This is a genomic window from Cupriavidus taiwanensis LMG 19424 (assembly GCF_000069785.1).
Classification (GTDB): domain Bacteria; phylum Pseudomonadota; class Gammaproteobacteria; order Burkholderiales; family Burkholderiaceae; genus Cupriavidus; species Cupriavidus taiwanensis.
On record NC_010530.1, the window covers coordinates 2489592 to 2502411 of the forward strand.

General features: G+C 66.6%; 10 protein-coding genes. 5 read left to right on the plus strand and 5 right to left on the minus strand.

The features are described from left to right. The first annotated feature begins 6 nt into the window (after positions 1 to 6). Positions 7 to 2184 carry a TonB-dependent receptor family protein gene (locus RALTA_RS26655; RefSeq protein ID WP_012357090.1) on the plus strand — a complete coding sequence of 726 codons (2178 nt, stop codon included), beginning with the start codon at positions 7 to 9 and terminating at the stop codon, positions 2182 to 2184. An 80-nt stretch (positions 2185 to 2264) separates the two neighbouring features. Here RALTA_RS26655 and RALTA_RS26660 read toward each other — a convergent pair whose 3' ends face one another. Further along, positions 2265 to 3866, minus strand: a complete 1602-nt coding sequence (locus tag RALTA_RS26660; protein ID WP_012357091.1) for a peptide chain release factor 3 — start codon at positions 3864 to 3866, stop codon at positions 2265 to 2267. Between the two features lie 195 nt (positions 3867 to 4061). Next, a complete protein-coding gene (locus RALTA_RS26665) occupies positions 4062 to 4985 on the minus strand; it encodes a YihY/virulence factor BrkB family protein (protein WP_012357092.1) in 924 nt (307 codons plus the stop codon). 244 nt (positions 4986 to 5229) lie between these two features. On the opposite strand from RALTA_RS26665, the gene RALTA_RS29260 reads away from it, so the two are divergent. The 3 genes from RALTA_RS29260 to RALTA_RS26675 all read left to right on the plus strand — a co-directional run bounded on the left by RALTA_RS29260 (position 5230) and on the right by RALTA_RS26675 (position 6574). After that, a complete protein-coding gene (locus tag RALTA_RS29260; RefSeq protein ID WP_240990016.1) occupies positions 5230 to 5427 on the plus strand; it encodes a hypothetical protein in 198 nt (65 codons plus the stop codon). A gap of 427 nt (positions 5428 to 5854) precedes the next feature. Further along, on the plus strand, positions 5855 to 6076 hold the full coding sequence (locus tag RALTA_RS26670; protein ID WP_232347830.1) for a hypothetical protein: 222 nt from the start codon (positions 5855 to 5857) through the stop codon (positions 6074 to 6076). A gap of 99 nt (positions 6077 to 6175) precedes the next feature. Next, positions 6176 to 6574: a hypothetical protein gene (locus RALTA_RS26675; protein WP_025584014.1), complete on the plus strand. Its 399-nt coding sequence runs from the start codon at positions 6176 to 6178 to the stop codon at positions 6572 to 6574. Between the two features lie 122 nt (positions 6575 to 6696). Here RALTA_RS26675 and RALTA_RS26680 read toward each other — a convergent pair whose 3' ends face one another. The 3 genes from RALTA_RS26680 to RALTA_RS26690 all read right to left on the minus strand — a co-directional run bounded on the left by RALTA_RS26680 (position 6697) and on the right by RALTA_RS26690 (position 10687). Continuing rightward, positions 6697 to 8064: a sigma-54 dependent transcriptional regulator gene (locus tag RALTA_RS26680; protein WP_012357096.1), complete on the minus strand. Its 1368-nt coding sequence runs from the start codon at positions 8062 to 8064 to the stop codon at positions 6697 to 6699. A 125-nt stretch (positions 8065 to 8189) separates the two neighbouring features. Continuing rightward, a complete protein-coding gene (locus RALTA_RS26685) occupies positions 8190 to 8660 on the minus strand; it encodes a hypothetical protein (protein WP_025584012.1) in 471 nt (156 codons plus the stop codon). A gap of 662 nt (positions 8661 to 9322) precedes the next feature. Next, a complete protein-coding gene (locus RALTA_RS26690) occupies positions 9323 to 10687 on the minus strand; it encodes an NCS2 family permease (protein WP_012357098.1) in 1365 nt (454 codons plus the stop codon). A gap of 430 nt (positions 10688 to 11117) precedes the next feature. Here RALTA_RS26690 and RALTA_RS26695 point away from each other — a divergent pair, with 430 nt between their 5' ends. Next, on the plus strand, positions 11118 to 11321 hold the full coding sequence (locus RALTA_RS26695) for a cold-shock protein (RefSeq protein ID WP_012357099.1): 204 nt from the start codon (positions 11118 to 11120) through the stop codon (positions 11319 to 11321). Positions 11322 to 12820 lie beyond the last annotated feature (1499 nt).

The following is a 12820-nucleotide window of genomic DNA, read 5'->3' on the forward strand; positions in this document are numbered from 1 at the left end:
CTCACCTTGCAGCCCGCTTTCCGCCTGACCGGGGGTGCCATCGGCGCCGCCCTGCTGTTTGCCCAGCTCGCCGCGATGCCGGTCCACGCCGCCGAAGCGGCTTCCGCAACGCCCACCACTGCCCCCGCCGCCAATACCGAAGCCACGCTGAACACGGTGACCGTGGTAGGCAACTGGCTGGAAAACGCCAACGAGGCCAAGGTGCTGGAGCATCCGGGCGCGCGTACCATCGTCGATCGCGAGACCTTTGCCGAAGCCGGCGCCAACAATGTGCGCGAAGTGCTGCGCCGCATTCCCGGCGTGCAAGTGCAGGACAACAACGGCACCGGCGGCAGCGATGTCTCGCTGAACGTGGGCGTGCGCGGCCTGACCTCGCGGCTGTCGCCGCGCTCGACCATCCTGATGGACGGCATCCCGCTGGCGGTGGCGCCCTACGGCCAGCCGCAGCTGTCGATGGCGCCGCTGTCGCTGGGCAACCTCGAGGCCATCGACGTGGTGCGCGGCGCAGGCTCGGTGCGCTACGGCCCGCAGAACGTGGGCGGCATCATCAACTTCGTGACGCGCCCGATCCCGACGACCTTCGCCGCCGATGCCTCGGTCTCGACCGACATCTACAGCCACGGCGGCAACGTCAAGACCAACCCCACCGCATTCATCGGCGGCACCAACGAGCAGGGCCTGGGCGGCGCGCTGCTGTACTCGGGCATCCACGGCAACGGCTACCGCGCCAGCAACGACCACGTCAATATCGACGACCTGCTGCTCAAGGGCGCCTACCGGATCTCGAAGACCGACTCGCTGAGCGCGGCGTTCCACTACTACGAAGGCACGGCCGGCATGCCGGGCGGGCTGACGCCGGCGCAGTACGCGGCCGACCCGTTCCAGTCGGTGCGCCCCTACGACAATTTCAGCGGCCGGCGCCACGACTTCAGCCTGAAATACAGCCACAACGACGCGGACCGCAAGTTCGAGGTGCTGACCTACTACACCGACAGCTTCCGCGGCAGCAATATCGAGCAGGAAGGCACGGGCGCTCAGGCCGGCCGGCGCCGCCTGACCGCGGCCCCGCGCAACTACCACACCTTTGCAATCGAGCCGCGCTACTCGCAGCTGTTTCGCGGCGACGGCATGAGCCACGAGGTCAGCGTCGGCTACCGCTTCCTGCGCGAAGCCAGCGACGAGCAGGCATCGCGCACGGCGTATTACGTGCCGGGTTCGATCGATGCCACTACCCTGCCCTCGCCGGTCTACCAGTGGCGCACCGGCGGCACCACCGCCAACGCGGTCTATATCGACGACACCATCAACGTCGGCAACTGGACCATCACGCCCGGCCTGCGCTACGAGTTCATCCGTTCGTACGTGACCGACAACTTCAGCGGTGTGCGCCGCGACGTGTCTTCCAACGAGCCGCTGCCGTCGCTGGCGGTGATGTACCACGTCAGCGACCAGTGGAAGCTGTTCGCCAACGCCGGCGTGTCGTTCGGCCCGCTGCAGTATTTCCAGATCGCGCAGACCACCAATGGCCTGACGCCGGAAAAGGCCAAGACCTACGAGATCGGCACGCACTTCAACGCCAATGGCTGGGGCGGCGAGCTGACGCTGTTCAACATCGACTTCGACGACGAGCTGCAGCTGCGCGGCGGCACCGGCGGCGCGCCGGATGCGTGGACCAACCTTGGCGCGACCACCCACCGCGGCGTGGAATCGTCGCTGCGCTATGACTTCGGCGCGCTCGACAAGTCGCTGATGGGCCTGTCGGCCTACGCCACCTACACCTACACCGAAGCCACCTATAACCAGGGCAACTTCGCCGGACGCGACCTGCCGTTCTATTCGCGCCACGTGGCCACGGTGGGCATGCGCTACGCGCGCAACCGCTGGTCGTTCAATGTCGACGGCTTTGCGCAGTCCAGGCAGCATTCGCCGGGCGACCCGAGCACGTCGACCACCTACCAGACCGCGGAAAGCGCCAATGGCGCGCTGGGCGATATCCCGGGCTATGCGCTGATGAACCTGCGCGTGGGCTATGACTTCGGCAAGGCTGCGCAGAACCTGAAGCTGGCGGTGGGCGTGAAGAACGTGTTCGACAAGCGCTATTTCACGCGCTCGACCGACAACAATGCCGGCAAGTATGTGGGCATGCCGCGCACGTTCTATATCCAGGCGTCGCTGGCGTATTGATCGGGTTTAGAGAGCGCCAGGCAACGGAACGGCAAAACGGCTCGCCATGGCGAGCCGTTTTGCTTTGCAGAGCACGACGATCAGACGATCTCGCGCGTCTCCAGGAACTGCAGCTCCGGGAACCGTTCCTGCGTCAGCCGCAGGTTGACCATGCTCGGCGCCAGATACACGTGGTCGCCGGCCCCGTCCAGCGCCACGTTGTGCCCGGCCTTGGCGATCAGCTTCTCGATCTCCGCCGGCGTGCCCTTGAGCCAGCGCGCGGTGGCGCATTCATGCGATTCGAAGATGGCATCGACGCCGTATTCATGCTCCAGCCGGTGCGCCACCACGTCGAACTGCAGGATACCCACGGCACCCAGCACCAGGTCGTTGGAGGCCAGCGGGCGGAACATCTGCGTGGCGCCCTCTTCCGCCAGCTGCTGCAGGCCCTTCTGCAGCTGCTTGACCTTGAGCGGGTTGTTCAGGCGCGCGCGGCGGAAGAACTCCGGCGCGAACGACGGGATGCCGGTGAACTTGAGCGGCTCGCCCTCGGTGAAAACATCGCCCAGGCGGATGGTGCCGTGGTTGGGCACGCCGATAATGTCGCCGGCGTAGGCCTCTTCGGTAGTGTTGCGGTCCTGCGCCATGAAGGTGATGGCGTTGTTGATCGCCACGGTCTTGCCGGCCGACACGTGCAGCAGCTTCATGCCGCGCTCGAAGCGGCCCGAGCACACGCGCACGAAGGCAATGCGGTCGCGGTGGCGCGGATCCATGTTGGCCTGGATCTTGAACACGAAGCCGGTGAACTTGGGCTCCTGCGGCTCGACCACGCGCGACTCCGTGTTGCGTGCCAGCGGCGGCGGCGACAGTTCGCACAGCGCATCCAGCAGCGACTGCACGCCAAAGTTGTTGATGGCCGAGCCAAAGTACACCGGCGTCTGCTTGCCGTTCAGGAAGGCCGCCTTGTCGAAGGTATGCGAGGCCCCGCGCACCAGCTCGATCTCGATGCGCAGCTCTTCGGCCTGGCTGCCGAGGATGCGGTCCAGCTCGGGATTGTCCAGACCGTCGAGAATCGCGGCGGTGCCCTTGTCGCCGTGCGGGTCGAACAGCTGCACCTTGTCGTCGATCAGGTGGTACACGCCCCGGAAGGCCTTGCCCATGCCGATCGGCCAGGTCATGGGCGCACACTGGATCTGCAGCACGTCCTCGATTTCGTCGAGCAGTTCGATCGGCGAGCGGCCTTCGCGGTCGAGCTTGTTGATGAAAGTCAGGATGGGGGTGTCGCGCAGCCGGCAGACGTTCAGCAGCTTGATGGTCTGCGCTTCCACGCCGTTGACCGAGTCGATCACCATCACCGCCGAGTCCACCGCCGTCAGCGTGCGGTAGGTGTCTTCGGAGAAGTCCTCGTGGCCCGGCGTGTCGAGCAGGTTGACGATGTTCTCCTGCGCCTTGCCATCCGCGCTCTCGCGGCTGTACGGGAACTGCATCACCGACGACGTCACCGAAATGCCGCGCTGCTTTTCCAGCTCCATCCAGTCCGACGTGGCATGGCGATCGGCCTTGCGCGCCCGCACTTCGCCCGCGACCTGGATCGCGCCACCGAACCACAGCAGCTTTTCGGTCAGGGTGGTCTTGCCCGCATCGGGGTGGGAGATGATGGCGAAGGTGCGTCGACGCGCAATTTCAGAAACGAGCGAGCTCACGGCAGCGGAGTTTGACTGGGAAACAATGGGATGGCCCGGCGGTGGCCGGAACCGGGACCGGCAGCGCCGCGGGCGGCCGCAGGGCCGGGCCCTGCGGGCACGCGAAGGGAATGGGGCGGTATTTTACCGGTTTGGGCGCCGCTACGGGATTTGTGTTGTCCACGGCCCCCGCCCGGTCCGCCAACGGCGCCGCCGCTACCCTGCCAGCTTGTCCGCCGGCTTGCCGCGCAGGCTGCCGAACTGCAACGCGTACTGGCGCGTCAGTTCGGCGCCAAAGAAGAAGATCTGTGCCGAGTAATACACCCATAGCATCAACGCCACCACCGACCCCGCCGCGCCATAGGAAGAGGCCACGGCGCTGTTGCCCAGATACAGCCCGATCAGCCGCTTGCCGATCGAGAACAGCAGTGCGGTGATGACCGCGCCCATGGTGACGTCGCGCCACGCAATGCGCGCATTGGGCAGCATCTTGAAGATCACCGCGAACAGCGCGGTCACCACGGCGAACGAAAACAGCGAGGAAATGGCTTCGGCGACCGGTGCCAGCCACGTCTGCGTCCACAACTGCCCCCAGATGCGCTCGACCACCGCCAGCGCCGCATTGACGATCAGCGACACCAGCAGCATGAACGCCAGCACCAGCACCAGGCTGAACGACAGCAGGCGCGTGCGCAGCAACTGGCGCCAGCCGGCGGTGTCGGGCACCGGCACATGCCAGATATCGTCCAGGCTGCTTTTCAGTTCGGCAAAGGCACTGGTGGCGCCGACGAACAGGATGCCGGTCGCGATTAGCGCGGCCATGCCGCTGCCGCCTGCGCGGTGCGTCGCGGCCAGGATGCCTTCGATGGCGGCGGCGCCCTGGTCGCCGACCAGCCCCTCGAGCTGCGCGAAGATCTCCCCGCGCGCCGCCTCGGCGCCGAAGAACAGGCCGGCGATCGAAATCACCAGCACCAGGATCGGCGCCAGCGAGAACAGCATGTAGAAGGACAGCGCCGCGCCCTTGCTGGCGGCGCGGTGCGCGAACCACGAGGTGATGGCAGCGCCCACGACGCGCAGCGTGCGCGCACCGGTGTGGCGGTCGGGCAGCCAGTGCGGACGGTGCCGGCGCGGCGGCGGCACGCCTTGGGCGGCAGACGAGGAGGAAGGTTCGTTCTTGTCAGTCACGGCCTGGTGCTGGCGCGATCCGGTGCGGGGACCGCGGAGTGAGTGGCCCGCGCGGCAGGCCCTGCGTTCATCATACTGCGCATTGCGCCGCTTGCCCAAGGCGGGCCTGGCGCGGCGCGCCGCAGGCTACCTGCTACAGTAAGACCAGGCATATCTGCCGGCGCATCCGTTGCCCGCGCGCCGGCGCAAGGAGGCAACCGTGACCTGCAACCCGCGCGCACGCCCGGCGGCCGTGCTGGCAATCGTCGCCGTGCTCGGCTGCGCCGGCTGCGAGCGCAGCCAGCCCGGCCCCAAGCCTATCTCCGGCACCGCATCGTCCGCCATGCCCTCGGCAGCGCCCGCTGCGACACCGTCCAGCCCCGCCAATCCCTCGGGCGCCCCGGGCCAGCCCCGGTGATGGCGCACCTGCCGCGACCCTGGGCGTACCTGTTTCTGCGTGGCCGCACACCGCTCCGTCGGGTTGAGGGATGCACGGCGGTTACTCGCGTGCATGACTGATGTAAGGCCGGTTTCAACCGTGCAACGGACTGAGCGGCCGGGGCACCACGCGCCGAGCGCCCGGCAAAGCGCCGGCCAGTGCGCGCCAGCGGACGCCAGCGCCATGCCTGCGCCGCCGCGGCACTTGCGCATCGCGTTGCAGTGGCGAAACCGATCGGTCCGGCGCCGCGGTACAGTGGTGGCCCCGCGCTGCCCTGCGTCGCGAAAGGCCGCATGGCACAAGCGTTTGCGGCCCTTGGCACACTTGTCGCTCTGACTTGGCCAGGGCGCGCCGTGCAGGCTTGCGGCGGTTCCGTCAAACCCTTCGTCGCGCTGGAGATCCCTACATGCGTCACCCGCCTTCCCGCATGACGGCGCGCCGGCGCGCATACCGCCTGGCCGGTCCGCCGCCATCAGAGACGGACCTGGTGTCGGCGCCGCTGCTGCCCTATCCGCGCGCGCGCGTGCAAGTCGCGCGCAGCGCGCACGGCATGGCTTGCGTGGCGATCCGACGACCGGCGCAGGCCAGTCCGGCCTGCCGCCGGCACGCGGGCAAGCGGCGCGCATGACGGGCCGAAAAGAACAAGCGGCACGCGAGCCAGCGTGATCGCGCGGATTAGTGTTCCGTCCCCCGGCGGGCACTTTTTTTCCACAGGGAGATGCCGACCATGAAAGCTGCAATGCTCGCCACGGCGCTGGCGATTGGCTCGGGCAGCGCGGCAGCGGCCAGCTACGCGTGGTTCGACCGCCCCGACGCGGCCGATGCGAACAGCCACGCCGCGGTCAGCAACGATGTCTATGTGCGCGGCTTCGGCTGGGCCTGGGGAGAACTGCGTCTGGACCCGGACACGGCGGGCAGCGATGCGATCGCGCCGCCCGCGCGCCAGGCCCGCGACAGCCAGCGCCGCCGCGACATCGTGCCGTGGCAACAGCAGGACGCATGCGAGCCGCCGCGGCGGACGCGCGGCAAGATCAGCATGAACCTCGCCTCCAGGCCAGCGCAGTCGGCAGGCGGCGGGTTCGCGGGCGGGACGGGGGCCTCACGGCCTCCGCGGGTGGTGCGCTGACGTGCCGGCCGGCACGGGGAAAGGCGGAACCGGCGAGCGGACGTCGCCGGTTCCCCTTTCCCGCTGGCGCCTGTTCCGCCGATCGGGCAACGGCGCTCCCCGGGGTTTGATGCCCCGTTGCGCTATTCGCCCGCCGAGGCGTGGCTGTCCACGCGGATGTTGTGCTTGTGCATGAGCCGGTACAGGGTCACGCGCGACACATTGAGCTCGCGCGCGGCCGGCACCACGTGAAAGCCGTGGCTGGCCATCACGGTGCGGATCGCTTCGCGCTCGGCCTCTTCGCGGATTGCATCGAGGGTCTTGCGCGGCAGCTCGGCGCCGCCGTGCAGCTGCAGGTCTTCGGCGGTGATCTTGCGGTTGTCGGTCATCACGATGGCGCGGCGCACGCGATTGATCAGCTCGCGCACGTTGCCTGGCCAGGCGTACTGCATCATCGCCTGCGTCGCGCACGCGGAGAACCCGCGGATACGGCGGTGCGCCTCATGGCCGTGCTCGGCCAGCACGGCATTGGCCAGCAGCAGGATGTCCTCGCCGCGCTCGCGCAGCGGCGGAATGGACAGCGTCAGCACGCACAGGCGGTGGAACAGGTCCGAACGAAAGCGCCCATCGCCCTGCGCCGCCACCAGGTCCACGTGCGTGGCCGAGATGATGCGCAGGTTCAGCGGTATCGACTGGTGGCCGCCCAGCCGGGTGATGGTGCCCTGTTGCAGGAAGCGCAGCAGCGCCACCTGGCTTTCCAGCGGCAGGTCGCCGATCTCGTCGAGGAACAGCGTGCCGCCCTCCGCTTGCTCGATCCAGCCGATCTTGCGCTGGTTGGCGCCGGTGAATGCGCCCTTTTCATAGCCGAACAGCTCCGATTGCACCAGGTGCGAAGGGATGGCGCCGCAGTTGATGGCAATGAACGGGCCCTTGCGCCGGCTCGAGGCATCGTGGATCGCCTGGGCCGCCAGCTCCTTGCCGGTGCCGGACTCGCCCGAGATGAATACTGGCGCTTCGTTGTGCGCCACCTTGGCCAGCGAGCGGAACATTGCCCGCATCGCCGCGCATTCGCCGATCATGGTGCCGCGCGACGCGCTTTCCTGTGGGCGCGTACCATGCAACGACGCCATGCCGCGCGCATGCCGCAGCGTGTACAGCAGTTCGGGCATCGAGAACGGCAGGCGCACGTAGTCGACGCAATAGTCGCGGATCATCCGCCGTACGCGCTCGTTGGCAAGCATCGCATCGGAGGTGATCGCGACCCAGGTGATATGCAGGTGCTGCAGCGCCTGCTCCAGCTGGGCGAACTCGGCCTCGCTGTAGTCGGACTGCAAGTCGATCACGCCCGCCGTGGGCGGGCAGGCGCGCACCGCGCGCTCGGCGTCGCGAACCTGCGCGACGCGGCGGATTTCCCATTCCGCGCCGATCACGGACGGGTCGAAACCAAAATCTTCATGACGCGACACGACTACGAGCTGTGCAGTGCGTGACGCCTTGCACAGTCGGTCCATCACGATCTCCCGGACGTTAGGCTTGTTCTTGGTGCCGGCACCCGTGGCCGCGACAGCGGCGCGCGTCCGTAGCGGACGGTGGGGCTGAACTGGCTGCGGGCATGGGCCCGCGGTCGACGTCGGTGTCACGAGCTGGACAGACTGCGGGTGGACTCATCAGGCGCGGCAAGGTCGTCCGCGCCCGGCTGAAGCTGCGCGAGGATGCGCCGTCGCACGGCCTCTTTTTCGCGCATCAACTCCACCCGAGGCGCCTGCGGCGACTGGCCGGAGTATTGGTAGTAGAGCGCCTTGTAGGTCAGCTGGCTCAGGATCCATTCCTGCAGCAGCGTGCGCTGACGTGCCAGTTCCCCTTCGAGCAGCCGATGGCGACGCAGCAGGTTGGACACCGCCGCACGCGCGCTGTCGCTGAGTTCGCTGTCTTCGGCAAGCAGGGCGGCAACATCGGCGATGGCCACGTCGCTCGCGGCCCGTTTGGCGGGCACTTCGCCTGCGGCTTCCCCCACGGCAGCCCAGGCTGGATGCATAGATCGGATGGAGCGGTTACTGGACTCCCTGACAGGCCCGATGACGGGTCGCCGGATCTCTCCTGCGGTCATGATTATCCCCGTTGAACAACATCCCCCGGCACTGCACGTCTACGTTTACCACTTTTTCAGTCTTGGAATTTTCTTGTCTGCGTGGCGCGCATGTTGTCCGCACGCTCCCGGATTGTGGGCGGCGCCGTCATGGATCTGACGGTCTCTGTCGCGAAAGCGCTGCCGCCCTGGCGCATTGCGCCGACGCGCTTCCGGCGTGGCTCCGGCACCCTGCCGCATAGACCGGAGTCAAGAAGGGGCGCTTGCCGCGCCCCTCTTTGCCACGCCTATAGTTCAGTGCATTTGCGGCGGTTTGTCCAGCCCCGAGTGGGTGACTTACAGCCAATCTCATCCTTTGGTATGAGCCCTCGCGCACACATGCGTACGCAGTGGCAACGGCACGCCAACGCGCGTTCTCGCGCGCCTGTGGCGCAACCATACTACGCAGAAACGGGTACGCTCCGACACCCCACCGCGGCAGGGACATAGCTGCTGCGGTGCTGCGCGCGCGGTCCCCGGCCTGCACGCAGAATCGGGTACGCCAGGCCGGCCGCGCAGCATCGCTTGTTCGCAGAAACGGGTACGCCGGCAGCGTGGGCTGAACGCGACGCCGGCCGCCTGGGCAACAAAAAGGGCGGCTCCTGGGCCGCCCTGCTATCGGGTGCTGCCGCGATCCCCGCGCGTCAGTGTCCCGGGAGGTAATAGAACTTGAAGATAAACACGGCGGCAATGATCCATACCATCACCGGCACGTTGCGCGCGCGCCCGGTCAGCAGCTTGAGCGCCGCATAGCTGATAAAGCCGAACGCCACGCCGTTGGCGACGGAATAGGTGAAGGGCATGCCCAGCGCCGTCATCACCGCGGGCACCACCTCGGTGACGTCGTTCCAGTCGATTTCCAGCAGCTCGCGCAACATCAGGCACGACACATACAGTAGCGCGGGCGCGGTGGCATAGGCGGGTACCGTTCCCGCCAGCGGCGCGATAAAGAGTGCCGCGAGGAACAGCACGGCCACCGTCACCGCGGTCAGGCCGGTACGTCCGCCCGCCTGCACGCCCGAGGCGCTTTCGATATACGCCGTGGTGGACGACGTGCCGAGGAACGAGCCAGCCATGATCGCGGTGCTATCGGCCATCAGCGCCTTGTTGAGCCGGTCCATCTTGCCGGCCTTGAGCAGGCCCGCGCGGTTGGCCACGCCCATCAGCGTGCCGGTCGCGTCGAACAGCTCCACAAGGAAGAACACCAGCACCACATTGATGATCCCGATCGACAGCGCGGCGGAGATATCGAGCTTGAACAGCGTCGGGCTCAGCGACGGCGGCGCGGAAAAGACACCGTGGAACGTGTTGCCGGCAAAGGCAAAACTCAGCAGCGTGGTGAGCAGGATGCCGATCAGGATGGCACCCTTCACACGCAGGTGGTCCAGCGCCACGATGACGAAGAAGCCGATGATCGCGAGCACCGCCGAAGGCTGGTGCAGGTCACCGAGGGTCACGAGCGTGGCCGGGCTGGCGGTCACGATGCCGGCGTTCTTCAGCGCAACGATGGCCAGGAACAAGCCGATGCCCGCGGTAATCGCCACGCGGATCGAATGCGGGATCCCATTGACGATCATCTCGCGCACGCGGAACAGCGTGACCAGCAGGAACAGGCAGCCGGAGATAAAGACAGCGCCCAGCGCCGCTTCCCACGGAAAGCCCATGCCCTTGACCACGGTGTAGGCGAAATACGCGTTCAGGCCCATGCCCGGTGCCATCGCGATCGGGTAGTTGGCGTAGAAGCCCATGATCAGCGTGCCGATCGCCGCGGCCACGCACGTGGCGACGAACACCGCGTCCTTGGGCATCCCCGCATCGCCGAGGATCGACGGGTTGACGAAGATGATGTACGCCATCGTCAGGAACGTGGTGATGCCCGCGAGGATTTCGGTACGGACATCGGTATGGTGCTCGCGCAGCTTGAATGCCCGCTCGATCAGCGACGGCGCGGCCTGGGCCGCGGCGGAGGTGGAAGTACCCGGCTTGGAAGCGGGATCCGGCATCGACATGAATGGTCTCCTGGTGTCTTATCGTGTCCGCGGCGACAGGGGCTCCGGAATCGGTCCAGGTGCCGGAGCGGGCTCGCCCGCCGGCCGCGCATGCCCTGAACGGGCTAGCGTACTCTGTACCGCCCCGGCCCGCGCCGTCGCGGCGGGCACGAATAGGCAACATGCAAAAGGCGTGATGATCCCACGGCGCGCACGGGCCGGGCCAGTCCCGCCAGCCACGCGCCGAGAGTGAGCCATGGGGACCGTCCCCAGCTTGACGCTGACCGCATTCCCCCGTATAAACGCGCCTAGATTCAAGCGACGAGGCAACAGTTCATTCGTTAGCCACCGTCTGGTACTTCGGTTGTCCATGGTGTCCTTTCCTTGAGTTCCCCGTGTCGGATGACGTCTTCGTCATGCGATCTTTTCTGTCCTTTTTCTGGAAAGCATTATGCAAACCGGTATCGTCAAGTGGTTCAACGACGCCAAGGGCTTCGGCTTCATCAAGCCGGACGCGGGTGGTGACGACCTCTTCGCCCATTTCTCGGAAATCCGTGCCGAGGGCTTCAAGTCGCTGCAGGAAAATCAGCGCGTGCAGTTCGAAGTCAAGAATGGCCCGAAGGGTCTGCAGGCCGCGAACATCACCCCGCTGTAAGCGTTGACCGCCGGCGCACCTGGCGTGTGCCGCACAGCGTAGAACCCCGCCCCAAGGCGGGGTTTTTTGTTTTCTGCAGCAGGATTGCCGATCGCTCCCGGCTCACTTGCCGCACCGGGCACCGGCTCGTCTCCCTACTCGTCTTCCCCTTCCCTCCCCTCCCCCTCCCGCCTGATCGGCAACCGCTCGCCGCGCTGCGCACCTCTGCGCAGAAACGGGTACGGCATGTTGCACCGCACAGTACAGCGCCTCGTCCCGCCGCCCGCAGAAACGGGTACGCGTCGGAGCCCGAAGCGACCGATCCTGGCCATCGCCACGCAGAATCGGGTACGCATTGCGCTCTGGCACTGGCCCCGTACCGCCGTCCGGCACGCAGAAACGGGTACGCAGTGAAATTTTTTCTGGCCTGTCCGGACACTCGTCAACCCGCTTTTGACGCGGACCTATCCACATCCGGCGACTGAAGCGGCTACCGCAGAAACGGGTACACCCCGTGCTGCGGCGCAGCCCCGGCCCGCACAGCCAGCGCACGCTGCAGCTTCGCAGAATCGGGTACGCCTCCGCGACCGACGGCAGGCCTGTGGGCTCGCAGAATCGGGTACGCCCCGGTGTGGCATCGCCGGATCGTACGTTCCCGGTGCCAGGCCTTCCGCCAGACAGCACGCAGAAATGGGTACGCATAACTGATCGCCCCGCGCGAACACGTATACGTTGGGTGTAAGTACTAGCTTTTTACGCAATGCTTATGTATAATGAGAACTTGGTGGAAAGACCGCTCAACCTTCGGAGTGACCTGACGCAGAAACGGGTACGGTTGGCGATACTGAGCGACCCGCGGCGTCCGCAGAATTGGGTACGGTTTATGACGGGACCCGGCCTCCAGGGCTCGACGCAGAAATGGGTACGCCGCAGAAACAGGTACGCTGGCACGGCCAGCTGACATAGATCCGAGGGCAACGCAGAAACAGGTACGCTTTGGCGAGGGTTTTCGCAGAATCGGGTACGCGGCGCGGCTTCGGGCGCCGGCCGGACGCTGGAAGCCGAACCTGTTTCTGCGTGGATAAGCGCCGGCTGGCGCAGTTATCCACCGGTTTTGGGCGGGAACCGGCACGCCGATACGCCTGGCAGGCGCCCGGCTCGCAGAATCGGGTACGCTTGGCGGGCTTCCGCCTGTGGAGAAGCCTGTGGGCGACGCGGGTTATCCCCGCAGAATCCGGTTCGCGCCGGCCGCAGATACAGGTTCGGGTGGCCGCAGATACGGGTTCGGCCCTTCGCTGAATCGGGTACGGATCGCCGCAGAATCGGGTTCGCCGGACCGCCATTTCCTCATACGAATCAAGGGCCTTGGCTTCACGTATACGGTTTACAAGTAGTTAACCCGTATCGGTATCGTTTACTGGTAGCTGATGGCTGGCGAACCGTGGACAACCCTGCCGGGTTGCCCACCGTCCGCCACCATGCGACCAGCCATTAGATCCTCCCGGCTGGCAAGAACCCCG